General features: G+C 72.2%; 13 protein-coding genes. 6 read left to right on the top strand and 7 right to left on the bottom strand.

From position 1 onward, the window contains the following. Positions 1-39: 39 nt before the first annotated feature. From IEY89_RS02865 to hutU, 3 genes are all read right to left on the bottom strand, one after another. Positions 40-1,428: a formimidoylglutamate deiminase gene (locus IEY89_RS02865; protein ID WP_189145592.1), complete on the bottom strand. Its 1,389-nt coding sequence runs from the start codon at positions 1,426-1,428 to the stop codon at positions 40-42. Further along, positions 1,425-2,672 carry an allantoate amidohydrolase gene (locus tag IEY89_RS02860; protein WP_268240718.1) on the bottom strand — a complete coding sequence of 416 codons (1,248 nt, stop codon included), beginning with the start codon at positions 2,670-2,672 and terminating at the stop codon, positions 1,425-1,427. The genes IEY89_RS02865 and IEY89_RS02860 overlap by 4 nt, the downstream gene beginning before the upstream one ends. Positions 2,673-2,962: 290 nt before the next feature. Continuing rightward, positions 2,963-4,627, bottom strand: coding sequence for a urocanate hydratase (gene hutU / locus IEY89_RS02855; RefSeq protein ID WP_189145590.1), 1,665 nt, complete (start codon positions 4,625-4,627; stop codon positions 2,963-2,965). Between the two features lie 112 nt (positions 4,628-4,739). On the opposite strand from hutU, the gene IEY89_RS02850 reads away from it, so the two are divergent. The 5 genes from IEY89_RS02850 to IEY89_RS02830 all read left to right on the top strand — a co-directional run bounded on the left by IEY89_RS02850 (position 4,740) and on the right by IEY89_RS02830 (position 8,742). Then, positions 4,740-6,239: a type III PLP-dependent enzyme domain-containing protein gene (locus IEY89_RS02850; RefSeq protein WP_229695017.1), complete on the top strand. Its 1,500-nt coding sequence runs from the start codon at positions 4,740-4,742 to the stop codon at positions 6,237-6,239. Positions 6,240-6,481: 242 nt separating this feature from the next. After that, positions 6,482-6,919 carry a hypothetical protein gene (locus IEY89_RS02845; protein ID WP_189145588.1) on the top strand — a complete coding sequence of 146 codons (438 nt, stop codon included), beginning with the start codon at positions 6,482-6,484 and terminating at the stop codon, positions 6,917-6,919. Further along, positions 6,916-7,788: a transcriptional regulator gene (locus IEY89_RS02840; RefSeq protein ID WP_189145587.1), complete on the top strand. Its 873-nt coding sequence runs from the start codon at positions 6,916-6,918 to the stop codon at positions 7,786-7,788. The genes IEY89_RS02845 and IEY89_RS02840 overlap by 4 nt, the downstream gene beginning before the upstream one ends. 37 nt (positions 7,789-7,825) lie before the next feature. After that, positions 7,826-8,341, top strand: coding sequence for a roadblock/LC7 domain-containing protein (locus IEY89_RS02835; protein WP_189145586.1), 516 nt, complete (start codon positions 7,826-7,828; stop codon positions 8,339-8,341). A gap of 26 nt (positions 8,342-8,367) precedes the next feature. After that, the gene (locus IEY89_RS02830; RefSeq protein ID WP_105973396.1) at positions 8,368-8,742 is read left to right on the top strand and encodes a roadblock/LC7 domain-containing protein; all 375 of its coding nucleotides are present in this window, start codon (positions 8,368-8,370) and stop codon (positions 8,740-8,742) included. A 33-nt stretch (positions 8,743-8,775) separates the two neighbouring features. Here IEY89_RS02830 and IEY89_RS02825 read toward each other — a convergent pair whose 3' ends face one another. The 3 genes from IEY89_RS02825 to IEY89_RS02815 form a co-directional block, all read right to left on the bottom strand. Beyond that, entirely contained in the window at positions 8,776-9,369 is a 594-nt protein-coding gene (locus IEY89_RS02825; RefSeq protein ID WP_189145585.1) for a hypothetical protein, read from the bottom strand. A gap of 106 nt (positions 9,370-9,475) precedes the next feature. Then, positions 9,476-10,399 (bottom strand): MurR/RpiR family transcriptional regulator, encoded by a 924-nt coding sequence (locus IEY89_RS02820; protein WP_229695016.1) that lies wholly within the window; start codon positions 10,397-10,399, stop codon positions 9,476-9,478. After that, complete coding sequence (locus IEY89_RS02815; protein ID WP_189145584.1) at positions 10,396-11,967, bottom strand: aromatic amino acid ammonia-lyase; 1,572 nt, start codon at positions 11,965-11,967, stop codon at positions 10,396-10,398. Before IEY89_RS02815 ends, IEY89_RS02820 begins: the two co-directional genes overlap by 4 nt. A 175-nt stretch (positions 11,968-12,142) precedes the next feature. Here IEY89_RS02815 and IEY89_RS02810 point away from each other — a divergent pair, with 175 nt between their 5' ends. Next, positions 12,143-12,586, top strand: coding sequence for a hypothetical protein (locus IEY89_RS02810; RefSeq protein WP_189145583.1), 444 nt, complete (start codon positions 12,143-12,145; stop codon positions 12,584-12,586). A gap of 417 nt (positions 12,587-13,003) precedes the next feature. Here IEY89_RS02810 and IEY89_RS02805 read toward each other — a convergent pair whose 3' ends face one another. Next, positions 13,004-14,395 carry a cystathionine beta-synthase gene (locus IEY89_RS02805; RefSeq protein WP_189145582.1) on the bottom strand — a complete coding sequence of 464 codons (1,392 nt, stop codon included), beginning with the start codon at positions 14,393-14,395 and terminating at the stop codon, positions 13,004-13,006. Positions 14,396-14,485: the final 90 nt, after the last annotated feature.

Below are 14,485 nucleotides of genomic sequence, written 5' to 3'. Positions count from 1 at the left end.
TTACCGGCGGGGTGCGTACGGGAGGCGTTCGTACGGGGTTCAGCCGCGCAGGGCTTCGACAGCCGCCGCAAGCGCCTGCGGCACCTCGGGGACGAGGGTGTGCGCCCCGTCCCGCACGACGTGCCGGCCGGCCACGACCGTATGGCGCACATCCGCTGCCGACGCTGCGAATACCGCGGTCTCCGCTCCCAGGCGAGGCACCGGCCCCGCAGTTCTGACCGAGTCGAGCGCGATCGTCGTGAAGTCGGCGAGCGCACCCGCCTCAAGGGTGCCCGCGTCGTCCCAGCCGAGAGCCGCGTGGCCGTCGGCGGAGGCTGCCCGGAGCAGGGCTGCAGCCGTCCAGTGACCACGCGTGCGGGTGCGCAGTCGCTCGTTCAGTTCCATGGCGCGCGCCTCTTCGAGCAGGTCGATGACGGCGTGGCTGTCGGAGCCGAGACTGAGCGGTGAGCCCGCGCGCTGGAGTGCGACGGCGGGGCCGATGCCGTCGGCGAGGTCGCGTTCGGTGGTGGGGCACATACACGTGCCGGTGCCGCTGCCGCCGAGGAGCGCGATGTCCTCGGCGGTGAGGTGGGTGTTGTGGACGCCGGTGGTGCGGGGGCCGAGGACCCCGTGGTCGGCGAGGAGCCGGGTGGGCGTGCATCCGTGTGCGGCCTGGCAGGCGTCGTTCTCCGCCGTCTGCTCGGACAGGTGCACGTGGAGCGGGGCCCGCCGCTCCTCGGCCCAGCGGGCCACGGTCGCCAGCTGCCCGGCGGGCACGGCCCGTACGGAGTGGATGGCGGCACCGATCCGCGCGTGGTCCCGTTCCTTGAGAACTGAACAGCGTTCCGCCCAGGCGTCGGCCGTGCCGTCGGAGAAGCGGAGCTGGTGGCGGTTGGGGGTCTGTCCGCCGCGCTTGTCCAGGATGCCGGCGGAGAGGTAGGCGGTGTCGAGAAGGGTGATGCGGATCCCGGCGTCGGCGGCGGCCTCGACGAGGGCCTCGCCCATCGCGTTCGGGTCGGCGTACGGGGTGCCGCCGGGGGCGTGGTGGACGTAGTGGAACTCGCCCACCGCGGTGATGCCGGCGAGGGCCATCTCGGCGTACACGGCACGGGCGAGGGCGTGGTAGCTGTCCGGGGTCAGCTTGTCGGCGAAGGAGTACATGACCTCGCGCCAGGTCCAGAAGGTGCCGGAGCCGACCTGGACGGTGCCGCGCAGGGCGCGGTGGAAGGCGTGGCTGTGGGCGTTGGCGAGCCCGGGAAGGGTGAGCCCGCGCAGGATCTCGGCGCCGGGCGGCGGGGCGTCGATCCCCGTCCGGACGGCGGCGATGCGGCCGTCCTCGACGTCAAGGGCGACGCCCGGCTCGACGTGGGTGTCGAGCCAGGCGTGCTCCAGCCAGTAGGTGCGCTGCGGATGCGGGTGCCGATGCGGGTCCTGATGAGGGTGCGTCACGTGCAGGCCAGCCCTTCCAGTACGTCGGCGAGTGCGATCACCCCGGCCACGCAGTCGTCCTCGGCGGCGTACTCCGCCGGGGAGTGCGAGACGCCCTTGGGGTTGCGCACGAACAGCATGGCGGTCGGGATGCTCCCGGAGAGAATCCCGGCGTCGTGTCCGGCACCGGTACCGAGGACGGGGACGGTGAGTTCGGTGTCCTTTCCGTCCTGGCCCAGCAGTCGGGCGAGTTCGTCGCGCAGGGCGTGGTCGAACTCGACGACGGGGGTGAACGACTCCCGGACGACGTCGAGATCGACGCCGTGCGCCTCGGCGTACTCGCGGGCCGCCTTCTCGACGCCGGTGACGACGGTGTCGAGGGCGTGCTGGTCGGCGGCGCGGGAGTCGAGCCAGCCGCGTACGAGGGAGGGGATGGCGTTGACGCCGTTGGGCTCGACGCTGATCTTCCCGAAGGTGGCGACGGCACCGGCGAGCTGCGCCTCGCGCCGGGCTGCGAGGACTGTCTCGGCGTAGGACAGCATGGGGTCACGACGGTCGACGAGGCGTGTCGTACCGGCGTGGTTGGCCTCGCCGCGGAAATCGAACCGCCACCGCCCGTGCGGCCAGATGGCGCTGGCGATGCCGACACGGTCGCCGCTCAGGTCGAGAGCCCGGCCCTGCTCGACGTGCAGTTCGACGAAGGCGCCGATGCGGGCGAGCCGCTCGGGGTCCGGCCCGATGGCGTCCGGGTCGTACCCGGCGGCCTCCATGGCCCGCGGCAGGGTGACCCCGTCGCCGTCGGTCAGCAGCCGGGCCTGCTCGACGCCGACGGCCCCGGCGGTGAGCCGCGACCCGACACAGGCCAGCCCGAACCGGGCACCTTCCTCGTCCCCGAAGTTGACGATGGCCAACGGCTTCGCGAACCGCACGCCCCGTCCCCGGAGTTCATCGAGCGCGGCAAAGGAGGAGACGACACCGAGGGGTCCGTCGAAAGCCCCGCCATCGGGCACGGAGTCGAGATGCGACCCGGTGACAACGGCGTCCCCGACGCCGGGATCCCCGAGCCAGGCCCACTGATTGCCGTTCCGGTCGACCTCGTAGGACAGCCCCCGTCCTTCGGCCTGCTCCTTGAACCAGGCCCGACATTCGAGATCGATGCCTGTCCAGGCGTAGCGGCGGTAGCCGCGGGAGTCGGGGTGGCGCCCGATGGGGGCAAGGTCCCGCCACATCTGGTGGAACGAGGCACCGGCCGACCCACCAGGCAGTACGGCTGGCGTGCCAGGCTGCGTGGTCGGGCGGCCGGGGTGTGCGGCTGTCCCGCCCGGGTGCGCAGGCGGCCCACCCTGCTGGCCGGGGGGCGTGCCAGGCTCCACCGCCGGCCCGCCAGGCTGGACGGTCGGCACGCCAGGCTGTGGGCAGTCGTTCCGCGGGGTGATGGGGGTCCCCCCGCTCGCCCGGCGTGGAGAGTGGGGGAGGGTGGGCGCGGCCGAACCCGTAGTCGGCGACGAACCGCCCGCCCCCACCGAGGAGTCGCCGCCCCCGCCCTCACCCTGGCTCACGCGTCACCACCCTCGCGCATCGGCACCCGCACACCCCGCTCGTCCGCGACCGACTCCGCGATGTCGTACCCGGCGTCCACGTGCCGGATCACACCCATCCCGGGGTCGTTGGTCAGCACCCGGCGGATCTTCTCGCCCGCCAGCTTCGTGCCGTCGGCGACCGACACCTGACCGGCGTGAATGGACCGCCCCATACCGACACCGCCGCCATGGTGGATGGAGACCCACGACGCCCCGGACGCCACGTTCACCATCGCGTTCAGCAGCGGCCAGTCGGCGATCGCGTCGGAGCCGTCGAGCATCGCCTCCGTCTCCCGGTAGGGAGACGCGACGGACCCGCTGTCCAGGTGGTCGCGGCCGATCACCAGCGGCGCGGCCAGCTCACCGCTCGCCACCATGTCGTTGAAGCGTTCGCCCGCCTTGTCCCGTTCGCCGTAGCCGAGCCAGCAGATCCGGGCCGGCAACCCCTGGAAGTGGACCCGCTCTCCGGCCATCTTGATCCAGCGGTGCAGGGATTCGTTCTCCGGGAACAGCTCCAGCATCGCCTTGTCCGTCTTCGCGATGTCGGACGCCTCGCCCGAGAGGGCCGCCCAGCGGAAGGGGCCCTTGCCCTCGCAGAAGAGGGGGCGGATGTACGCGGGCACGAAGCCGGGGAAGGCGAACGCCCGCTCGTATCCGGCCAGCTGGGCTTCGCCGCGGATCGAGTTGCCGTAGTCGAAGACCTCGGCACCTGCGTCCATGAAGCCGACCATCGCCTCCACGTGCCGGGCCATGGACTCGCGTGCCCTGGTCGTGAAGCCTGCCGGGTCCTTCGCCGCGTAGGACGCCAGGTCGTCGAAGTCGACGCCGACCGGCAGGTAGGACAGCGGGTCGTGGGCCGAGGTCTGGTCGGTGACGATGTCGATGGGGGCACTCTCGGCGAGCATGCGCGGAAGCAGCTCGGCCGCGTTGCCCAGCAGGCCGATGGAGAGCGGGCGGCGGGCGTCACGGGCCTCCACCGCGAGCTGGAGGGCGTGCTCCAGGGAGTCGGCCCTCACGTCGAGGTACCGGTGCTCGATACGGCGGTCGATGGCGCGCGGGTCGACATCGATACAGATCGCGACGCCGTCGTTCATCGTCACGGCGAGCGGCTGGGCGCCGCCCATCCCGCCGAGGCCGGCGGTGAGGGTGATCGTCCCGGCCAGGGTGCCGCCGAACCTCTTGGCGGCGACGGCGGCGAAGGTCTCGTAGGTGCCCTGGAGGATGCCCTGGGTGCCGATGTAGATCCACGAGCCGGCCGTCATCTGCCCGTACATGGTCAGGCCGAGGGCCTCCAGGCGCCGGAACTCCTCCCAGTTGGCCCAGTCGCCGACGAGGTTGGAGTTGGCGATCAGGACGCGTGGGGCCCACTCGTGGGTCTGCATGACACCGACCGGGCGGCCGGACTGGACGAGCATCGTCTCGTCCTGCTTCAGGGTCCGCAGAGTGCGGACCATGGCGTCGAAGGAGCGCCAGTCGCGGGCGGCCTTGCCGGTGCCGCCGTACACGACGAGCTTGTCGGGGTGTTCGGCGACCTCGGGGTCCAGGTTGTTCTGCAGCATCCGCAGGGCGGCCTCCTGCTGCCATCCCAGGGCACTCAGTTCCGTACCGCGCGGGGCTCGTACGGGGCGGGGTCCTGACATGGTCTGCCTCCCAGCGGACTGAAACCGGCGACTATTGCAGCTGATATTCACATCCTGACCTTCTGAATAGAACTAGTCAATACCCTCTCGGCCCAGCACGCGCGCGCCGCGAATGTTTGGCTTGACCCATCGACATGGATCGATACCGACCGACACCACGGGGGAAGCAGTGGAAAACACGGAGAACAACGGTCCCGATCGCACGGGCCGCCGGAACGAAGCCGTACGCGCCGCCGTGGAGCAGGGGCTGCTCAGCGCCGACGCACCCATCGTCGGTCTGCTCGACGTCATCGGCATCCGCGAGTCCGCCGCCGAACTGCGCGCCGCCTTCGAGGCGGTCGTGGCGCCCGGGACGCCCGTCCTGCACGCCTTCGCGGTGAAGGCGACCCCGCTGGTGCCCGTACTGCGGCTGCTGCGCGAGGAGGGCATCGGGGCCGAGGTGGCGAGCCCGGGGGAGCTGGCGCTGGCGCGGGCGGCAGGTGTGCCGCCGGACCGGACGGTGCTCGACTCGCCCGCCAAGACGCCCGCCGAGCTGCGCGAGGCGCTGGCACTGGGCATCGCCGTGAACGCCGACAATCCGCAGGAGCTGGACCGGCTCGACGCGCTGATGGGCTCGGCGACCAGCCGGTCCCCGATCGGGATCCGGGTGAATCCGCAGATCGGCGGAGGGTCGATCGGGGCCACGTCCACCGCCACCGCGACCTCGAAGTTCGGGGTCGCACTGCTGGACGAGGGGGCGCGCGAGTGGATCGTGGGGGCGTACGCCGAGCGCCCGTGGCTGACCAGGCTGCACGCGCACACCGGGTCGCAGGGCATCCCGCTGTCCCTGATGGTGCGGGGCGTGGCGGAGACGTACGCGCTCGCCGAGGAGATCAACCGGCGGGTCGGGCGGCGGCAGATCGACACCCTCGACATCGGCGGCGGGCTGCCGGTCAACTTCGCGTCGGACGCGACGAGTCCGGCATACGCGCAGTACGCCCGGCTGCTGGGCGACGCGGTGCCGGGACTGTTCTCGGGACGGTACGGGCTGGTCACCGAGTTCGGACGGTCACTGCTGGCCAAGCACGGCACGGTGGTGGCGCGCGTCGAGTACGCGAAGAGCGCCGGCGGGCGGCGGGTCGCGGTCACGCACGCGGGCGTGCAGGTCGCGACGCGGACGGTGTACGCGCCGGCGTCGTGGCCGCTCAGGATCGCCGCGTACGACGGGAAGGGGCTCCCCAAGTCCGGGGCCGACGTGGTGCAGGACGTGGCCGGGCCCGCCTGCTTCTCGGGTGACCTGCTCGCCGAGGGGCGTGAGCTGCCGCTGCTCGAACAGGGCGACTACGCCGCGGCGCTGGACACGGGCGCGTACTACTTCGCGCACCACTACGCGTACAACTCCCTCGCCCGGCCCGGGATCTACGGCTTCGCACCAGGCGGAGGCGCGGGCGGAGGCGCGGGCGGAGGCGCGGGCGGAGGCGAAGGAAGCGGCCAAGAGACCGACGGCAGGGTCGCCTTCGCGGTCGTGCGGGAGCCGCAGACCGTCGCGGAGATCGTGGCCGAATCCGGAGGGGCGCACGCGTCCGCGCTCACCACCCTCGCTCCCACCGGCTTCCCCTCCGCACGCCCTTGACGGACTCCGGGGACCATGCAGGTCAACTGCCCCGAAAACGGGGTCAGTCGACCTACCTTAGTCATCCGCCGCATGTTCCACCGGAAAATGCCAGAACTCTCACTCCTCGCGCACACGTTGCGTAGCGTCTGCGTCACTCAGCCGAACGTCGGCTCGGCCGAACATCTGTCGGCCGAACGCCAGGCGGGACGGCCGAACACCAGCCGGACGGACGCGAGCGGGACAGGCGGGAGGGGCCAAGGGTGCCCGGAATCGACGAGTGCTTACTGGAAGCCATGCGGCTGCCCGGGGCCCGGGGCGCCGCGCTGGTCGACTGGACCAGCGGGCTGGCACTGGGCACCGTCGGGGAATCCCCGGGCGGTGATCCGGAGACGATGGCGGCCGAGGCGGCCGAGCTGGCCCGGCTGGCCGTCGAGCACCGGGCGTTCGCCCCGGAGGAGGAGTACGACACCGGTGCCGCCGCCGACACCGGTGAGTTCACCGGCGGCCGGCTGGAGCGGGATCCTCCGGTCGAGGACCTGATCATCAGCAACCGCGACAGCTACCACGTTCTGCGGTTCGTCACGACGAGCTTCGACAGCAGTGTGTTCCTGCACCTGTGGCTGGCCCGCGCGGAGGGCAATCTCGCGCTGGCCCGCATCCGGCTCGGCGAGATGGCCGGACGGCTGGTGCTGGGATGACGACTCTGCACAGGAATCTGACGACCCCGCCGCCACGTCTGCCGGTGCGGGACAAGGCCGCGGCCCGGCAGCGGGCCTGGGGAGGGGTCTCGCCGATGCTCGGCCGGCTCGCCACCGAGCGGGCCACCGGCGTCCTGGTCCGCGAACGCGGCTCGCTCTACCTGGCCGACGGCCAGGTCGTGCATGCCGAGAGCCCGGCCGTACCGGGCCTCGACGTGCTGCTCACGGCGCGCGGCACGCTGGACGCGGAGGGCTGGCGGGACGCGGTCGGCGCGGCCGGCAAGCTGCACCGGGTCGGGCGGTTCCTCGTCGAGAGCGGCCGGATCGGCGCGGGCGCCCTGGAGGTGTGCCACCTGGGAGCGCTGTACGACGCGGCGTACTTCGCCCTCGCGCCCAGCGGCACGCCGGGGCACTTCAGGTACGGGGACACGCACTGGCTCGGCCCGGTGCGCCCGGTGCCGGTGGCTGCGGTGGAGCACGAGACCCTGCGCCGGCGCGCCCTGTTGCACCGCATCTGGCCCGACCCGGCCCCCGACAGCGCTCCGTTGCTCCTCTCGGGCAGCCCGGCCACGCCGACGGTCACCGCCCGCCAGCACGCCGTACTGGCCCTGGTGGACGGGGTCCGTACGGCGGCGGACATCGCCCTGGCGCTGGCCCGCCCGGCCTTCCACACCCTGGTGGACGTACGGCGCCTGGCCGCCGCGGGAGCCATAGCCCCGGAGGCCGTGCCACCACCCCCTGCTCCCGCTCCTCCACCACCGTCGGAGTCCTCGGCTCCCCCGGCTCCCCCCGGGACACTGCCGCCGTCGTTCGCCGACCCCAACATCACGCTGCTGAAGAGGCTCAGGGATGCGCTGGAGGCCCTTTGAACGGCAGCGCCCGCGTGCCGAGAGGAGACACACGCTCATGGCAGCCGAGGCCGAAGTCATGGACGAACTACGCCGGTTGCGGGCCCGCGTCCCTCAGCTCACCGGCGCGCTCGCGGCCAGCGTCGACGGTCTCGTCCTCGTGCAGGACACCCCGGGGGTCGAACCGGAGACGGTCGCGGCGCTCACCGCCACCGCGCTCAGCGTCGCCGTGCGCATGGCGGACGCCACCGGCCAGGGTGACTTCCGCGAGCTGCTGATACGCGGGGTGTACGGCTATGTCGCGACGTACGCGGCGGGCCGTACCGCCGTCCTGACGCTGCTCGCCCAGGACCGCGTCAACGTCGGCCGACTGCACCTGGAGGGCCGCCGGGCCGGCCTGCGTATCGGCGAACTGGTGGACGCGGCGGCCGAGACGGAACCGGCCACCGCAGCGGCCGGACCGGCCCTCACGCCCCCGACGGCACCCGAACCCATGCCCACCCGAACCAGAACCCCACGCGCGCCACGCACACCGACAACCACGCCCAACGCGCGTACCACCACTGATAGTTGAACCTGAAGCAGGAGAGGAAAACCGTCATGGCCACCACAGAGACCGCGTTGAAAGAAGCGCTGACCTCCATCGAGGGCGCCACCGGAGTAGCACTCGTCGACTACACCAGCGGCATGGCCCTGGGCACCATGGGCGGCAGCAAGACGTTCGACCTGAACGTCGCCGCCGCCGGCAACACCGACGTCGTACGCGCCAAGATGCGCACCATGGAGCACCTGGGCCTGAAGGGCGAGATCGAGGACATCCTGATCACGCTCTCCAGCCAGTACCACCTGATCCGGATGATGAAGGGGCGCGGCGGCAACGGCCTCTTCCTCTACCTCGTACTCGACATGAACCGCTCCAACCTGGCGATGGCCCGCCACCAGCTGAAGCGGATCGAGGCGGAGATCGAGGTCTGAGCCCCTCCCACCCCCGCACCCGAAGCGACGAGGCTAGACCAGTACGCCGCCGCGGCGGCGCGCCCCGCCCGGGGTCGCGTCGCCCGCGGCGATTCCCGTGGCGCGGTAGGCCTTGACCGGCTTGCCCGCCGGGGCTCCGGAGCGCGGGCCGAGCCAGTCCACCCGTACCCACAGCAGTACGTCGTCGGCGCGCTCGCGGCGGCCCAGCCAGGCGGCCTTCAGCCGCAGCCCGGTGCCGGCCCCGGCGAGCAGCATCCCGCCCGCCGCGGGCACGGCGAGGGAGCCGGCCAGGGCGGCGGCGAAGGCGAGCAGCAGCCACCAGCGGTGGCCACGGCGCCAGTTGCGCACGGTCACCGCGCGGTCCTGGAGCACGTCGTGCCTGCCGGCCCGGGCGGGACCTGCGGCGAGCGCGGTGTAGCGCCCGCGCCGCAGGTACGCCACGACACCGGCCGCGACGATGAACAGCGCGGCTCCCGCCATCACCCCGATCCGGCGGCCGGTGATCCCCGGCACCACGACGCCGATGCCCGCCGCGAACACTCCGAGCCACCACATGGGCGCCGCCCCGGCCCGTACGACCACGGCCACCCGAGCGAGACCCTGCCCTCCGCGAACTCCGCGTGCCATGTCCGCCTCCCGGTTCGTCCATCCCGGCACAGTCCTGTCGGAGCGGGAGAGTAGCGAGCGAACGTGAGACGAGTCTGAGAGTCCGGACAGCTGCCTCGCCGGATGTCTACTCGACGAACAGCCCCCGGTTCGCCGCCCGTACGTCGAACTCCTCCAGGCGGGCCTGGGCGTCCGGCAGGTCGTCGCACATGGCCTCCAGCAGGACCCGGCCGAGCAGCATCGGCGCGCAGACGGTGTCGAAGGCGAGCCCGGTGCCCACGGCGGCCGGCAGCAGCAGGTCGGAGACCTTCGCGACCGGCGCGAACGCCGAGTCGGCGACGGTGACGACGGTCAGCCCCGCGGCCCTGGCGTAGGCGAGGGTGTCGACGACCTCGCGCGGATGCCGGGGCAGCGCGAAGCACAGCAGGGTCGTGGCGCCCGCCCGGACGGCGGCGTCGATACGGTCGTGGATCATCGTGCCGCCCTCGTGGAGCAGCCGTACGTCCGGGTGGACCTTGGCGGCGAAGTAGGCGAAGCCGTACGCCTGGGAGGCGGCGGCGCGCAGCCCGAGGACGGGCAGGGGACGGGACGCGGCGAGCAGTCGGCCCGCCCGCCGCACCGGGCGCGGGTCGGCGAGCACCTCGGCCAGGTGCTTGAGGTTCTCGATCTCGGCCTCGACGGCCTGCTGGTACTCGTTGTACGAGCCCGGCTCGGCGCTCTGTTCGGCGGGGGCGACCTCGCGCAGGTGCTTGCGCAGCGCCGGATAGCCGTCGAAGCCGAGGGCGACGGCGAAGCGGGTGACGGACGGCTGGCTGACACCGGCCAGTTCGGCCAGCTCGACGCTGGAGAGGAAGGGCACCTCGGAGGCCCGGCGCACCATGCTGTGCGCGATGCGCCGCTGCGTCGGGGTGAGCCGGTGCCCTTCGAAGAGGGCCTGGAGCCGGACGGCGGCGCTGTCGGACAGGTGTCCGCCCGCGCCCGCCTCCCCCTCCGCCGCCGTGCCCGCGCCCGTACCGGCGCCCCCGCTGTCGTCCGCACTCGGCGTGCTCATGCCCCGCTCCCCCTCCAGATGTCCGTGAACCGGTCCAGCATTGCCGCCGCCGCTGTCACGTCGTCCGTGAGCGGCCGGTCGGCCGAGTCGTCGTCGAGGACCGACTCGGCCAGCTCCAGCGCCCGTCCGGCCGGCAGTTCCGGGTCCGGCCGCAGGTCGCGCTGGCGCAGCGCCCAAACGGCGGAGACCAGTTCGCAGCCGACGACGAGACGGTACGCGGCGCAGGCGCGCAGCGTCTGGCGGGCGGCGAGCGAGGCGAAGCTGGCCTGTTCCTCGACGCCCCGGGAGAGTACAGCGTGCCCGAGCGAGGCGGGCGCGGAGAAGGCCCGCAGGTCACCGAGGGCGGCAGCGGCGGCGTACTCCAGGATCATCACCCCGGAGGCGGCGGGCTCGTGGTCGGCGAGGAAGGGGCGCAGACGGGTGAAGGCGGGCTCGTTGAGGGTGGACAGACGCGAGGTGGACAGCCGCGCCACCTGGGTGACGGCCAGTCTGAAGTGGTCGAGCGCGAGGGCCAGTTGGGCCTGGTAGAAGCCGCCGTGGTGGTAGGCGGTGAGGTCTTCGGGGGAGATCAGCGGGTTCTCGGCGGCGGCGTTGATCTCGATGGCGAGCACCCCCTCCAGGGCGTCGGCCGCGTCGTGCGCGGGCCCGTGGATCTGCGGCAGGCAGCGGAAGCCGTACGGGTCCTGGATGCGCCCGAGGGGCGGGGTGGGCCGGTCCGCGGAACCGATCAGCTCCCGCATCCGGCGGGCGACCTCGACCGAGCCGCGGTGCGGACGGGCGGCGTGCACGGGTGCGGCGTACGCCTCGTGGGAACCGTCGACGGCGAGCAGCGAGAGCGCGGCGACGACCTGTGTGGCGGCGATGAGCCCGCGCAGCTCGTGCAGGGCGAGCGCGGCCTGCCCGAGGGTGAGGGCGTTGCTGCTGATCAGGGCGAGGGCGTCGTTGTTGTCGAGGGCCTGGGGCTCGGGGGCGCCGGCGACACTCCACCCCCGGGGAGCCGATCCGCCGGCCCCGGCCCCCGCCTGCGCCCCGATCCACTCGTGCTCCCCCGCCAGTGCCAGCCCGACCTGTGCCAGCGCCGCGATGTCCCCAGTGCCCACCGACCCGAACTCGTTGACCACCGGGTGCGCGCCGTTCTCCAGCGCCTCGCACAGGGCGGTGACCACCCCGGGCCGGAGTCCGGCACCCCCGGCGAGCAGCTGGTTGGCGCGGACGGCGAGCATCGCCCGTACCTGGCGGGCCGGCAGTTCCGCGCCGATGGCACCGGCATGGCTGCGCAGCAGGCGCAGTCCGTGGTCGGCGGCGGCCTCGGTCGGGACGGCCTCGTTGCGGTTGGCGCCGACGCCGGTGGAACGGCCGTACACCCGGCCGGTCGCGGCGATCCGGCGGGCGATGTCCCAGACCTCCTCGACGCGCTTCATCGCGTCGGTGCCGGGGACCGGCCGCGCGGCTCCGTCGGCGAGGCGTACGACGTCCGCGACGCCGAGGCCGACACCGTCGAGGACGACGATGCCGGTGGCCGCCGGGGGCGCCGCCGGGAGCGATACATCCACAGTCCGAGACGGCATAAGGCGCAGACTCCCATTCCATTCAGTCCCAGAGAACTCTGCATGACGATATACAGCCCCGGCAAGCCCCACCGGTCCACCGGATGGCCGGCGACGTCCCCTGGGGGTCGGCCCAGGGTCAAGAGGGGGGCTAACCCCAGTGCCGGGCGGGTGCCGTTTCTCTACCGTGGTGCGCATGACCGGTATGGACACCACGGGCGCGCACGACGCCGACCTGAAGAAGGAACTCAGCGCCACCCTGCAGGCCCGCAGGGAACTGGGCGAGGAGTACGAGTCCGCGCTGGTCGACTCGTTCCTGGAGAAGGTCGACCAGCGGATAGACGGCTCGGTGGAGCGCCGGGTGCGGCGGCAGCTCGCCGAGCAGCAGATGGTGGTGGCGCGTGACTCACGCGGGCCGAAACCCACCGACACCTTCGGCGAGCGCTTCGGCTTCGCCATCGTCTCGCTGGTCCTGGCGATACCCCTGTCCGCGATCGGCGGCGGCGTCGCGGGCTTCCCCGGCCTGCTGGTCGCGTGGGGCGGCATCGTGGGCGTCAACGCGTTCCAGGCTGCCGGCAGTTCGGCATGGCTCTTCGGCCGGCGCAAGAGGTCCGGCCGAGAGGGCGACTGGGAGGACTGAGGACTGCCGACCGACGACCAGGAGTCACCGCGCGCAGGGAAATCCCCACCGTACGCCGGGTAGTAAAAGCTTGCGCGGGGACCGCCGCACCCCCGTTGCCGGGGGGCGGGACGACGGCGGTCCCCGCGAGGGACGCGGGCCGGGTCAGGGCCAGGCTGGCGCGTCCTTGGCGTCGGTGGAGGTCCGGGAGCCGCTCCGGAGGTCCGTGACGCCGTTTCGGTTGTCGGCCCGGGCGGGGAGCCGCTCCCGCCCTTGCCGACATCCACTACTGTGCCGGTCCCGTGTTAAGCGTGTGCTGCGCGGACGTGACACCCTCGTACCACTTCCACGAAGTCTCCGTCGGAAGGGAAACGGAACGGGACATCGCGGCGGACGCCGCAAGTTCCCCTCCGACACGCTCCGTTCACCGGACGTTCGTTACTGATTGCCGCCCTTGGCCAGGAAGGCCAGGAGGTCCTGGCGGCTGACGACTCCGGTGGGCTTGCCCTCGACCAGCACGATCGCCGCGTCGTGGGCGCCCAGTACGGACATGAGGTCTGCGACCGGTTCACCGGAGCCGACCTGCGGCAGCGGCGCCGACATGTGCTTCTCCAGCGGGTCGTCGAGCGAGGCCAGCTGGGTGAACAGCGCGGCGAGCAGTTCGCGTTCGACGACCGACCCGACGACCTCCGCCGCCATGACGTCGGGGTGACCCGCGCCGGGCTTCACGATCGGCATCTGGGAGACGCCGTACTCACGCAGCACCTCGATGGCCTGACCGACGGTCTCGTCCGGGTGCATGTGGACGAGGGAGGGGATGTGGCCGTGCTCCTTGTAGTCGAGGACGTCGGCGACGCGCGCGGAGGTGCCGGAGTCCTCCAGGAAGCCGTAGTCGGCCATCCACTCGTCGTTGAAGATCTTGCTGAGGTATCCGCGCCCGCTGTCGGGCAGCAGCACGACGACCACATCGTCCGGCCCGAGCCGCTCCGCGACCCGCAGCGCGGCGACGACGGCCATCCCGCAGGAGCCGCCCACCAGCAGGCCCTCCTCCTTGGCGAGGCGGCGGGTCATCTGGAAGGAGTCCTTGTCGGACACGGCGACGATCTCGTCGGCGACGGTCCGGTCGTAGGCGGTGGGCCAGAAGTCCTCGCCCACCCCCTCCACCAGGTACGGCCGCCCGGACCCGCCGGAGTACACGGACCCCTCGGGGTCGGCCCCGACGACCTGGACACGCCCCTCACTGGCGTCCTTCAGATAGCGCCCGGTCCCGGAGATGGTCCCGCCGGTGCCGACGCCCGCCACGAAGTGGGTGATCCGCCCCTCGGTCTGCTCCCACAGCTCGGGGCCGGTGGAGTGATAGTGCGAGAGGGGGTTGTTGGGGTTGGAGTACTGGTCGGGCTTCCAGGCACCCGGCGTCTCGCGCACGAGCCGGTCGGACACGTTGTAGTACGAGTCCGGGTGCTCGGGGTCAACGGCGGTGGGGCAGACCACGACGTCGGCGCCGTACGCGCGCATCACGTTGATCTTGTCGGTGGACACCTTGTCCGGGCAGACGAAGATGCACTTGTAGCCCTTCTGCTGCGCCACGATGGCCAGCCCGACCCCGGTGTTTCCGCTGGTCGGCTCGACGATCGTGCCGCCCGGCCGGAGTTCGCCGCTCTTCTCCGCCGCCTCGATCATGCGCAGGGCGATGCGGTCCTTCACGGACCCGCCGGGGTTGAAGTACTCGACCTTCGCGAGGACGGTCGCCTGAATGCCCGCGGTCACACTGTTGAGCCTCAGCAGCGGGGTGTTGCCGACGAGACTGATCATCGAGTCGTGGAATCGCACCGTTGTCTCCGGTTGCCGCACATAAAAGTGGTTGTCATTGGTGCGGCCAGCCTAAGGCTCCGCCTCAGCATTCACCTCACGTCACGATTG

This window comes from Streptomyces lacrimifluminis (assembly GCF_014646095.1).
In the GTDB taxonomy this organism is placed as follows: domain Bacteria; phylum Actinomycetota; class Actinomycetes; order Streptomycetales; family Streptomycetaceae; genus Streptomyces; species Streptomyces lacrimifluminis.
Note: the sequence above shows the minus strand (reverse complement) of the source record. Positions and strands in the feature narration are given on the sequence as shown.

Coding starts and splice junctions, on each gene's coding strand:
- hutU (WP_189145590.1), bottom strand. CDS start 4,627: ATGTCAGGACCCCGCCCCGTACGAGCCCCGCGCGGTACGGAACTGAGT.
- IEY89_RS02850 (WP_229695017.1), top strand. CDS start 4,740: ATGTTTGGCTTGACCCATCGACATGGATCGATACCGACCGACACCACG.
- IEY89_RS02840 (WP_189145587.1), top strand. CDS start 6,916: ATGACGACTCTGCACAGGAATCTGACGACCCCGCCGCCACGTCTGCCG.
- IEY89_RS02835 (WP_189145586.1), top strand. CDS start 7,826: ATGGCAGCCGAGGCCGAAGTCATGGACGAACTACGCCGGTTGCGGGCC.
- IEY89_RS02830 (WP_105973396.1), top strand. CDS start 8,368: ATGGCCACCACAGAGACCGCGTTGAAAGAAGCGCTGACCTCCATCGAG.
- IEY89_RS02825 (WP_189145585.1), bottom strand. CDS start 9,369: ATGGCACGCGGAGTTCGCGGAGGGCAGGGTCTCGCTCGGGTGGCCGTG.
- IEY89_RS02820 (WP_229695016.1), bottom strand. CDS start 10,399: ATGAGCACGCCGAGTGCGGACGACAGCGGGGGCGCCGGTACGGGCGCG.
- IEY89_RS02815 (WP_189145584.1), bottom strand. CDS start 11,967: ATGCCGTCTCGGACTGTGGATGTATCGCTCCCGGCGGCGCCCCCGGCG.
- IEY89_RS02810 (WP_189145583.1), top strand. CDS start 12,143: ATGACCGGTATGGACACCACGGGCGCGCACGACGCCGACCTGAAGAAG.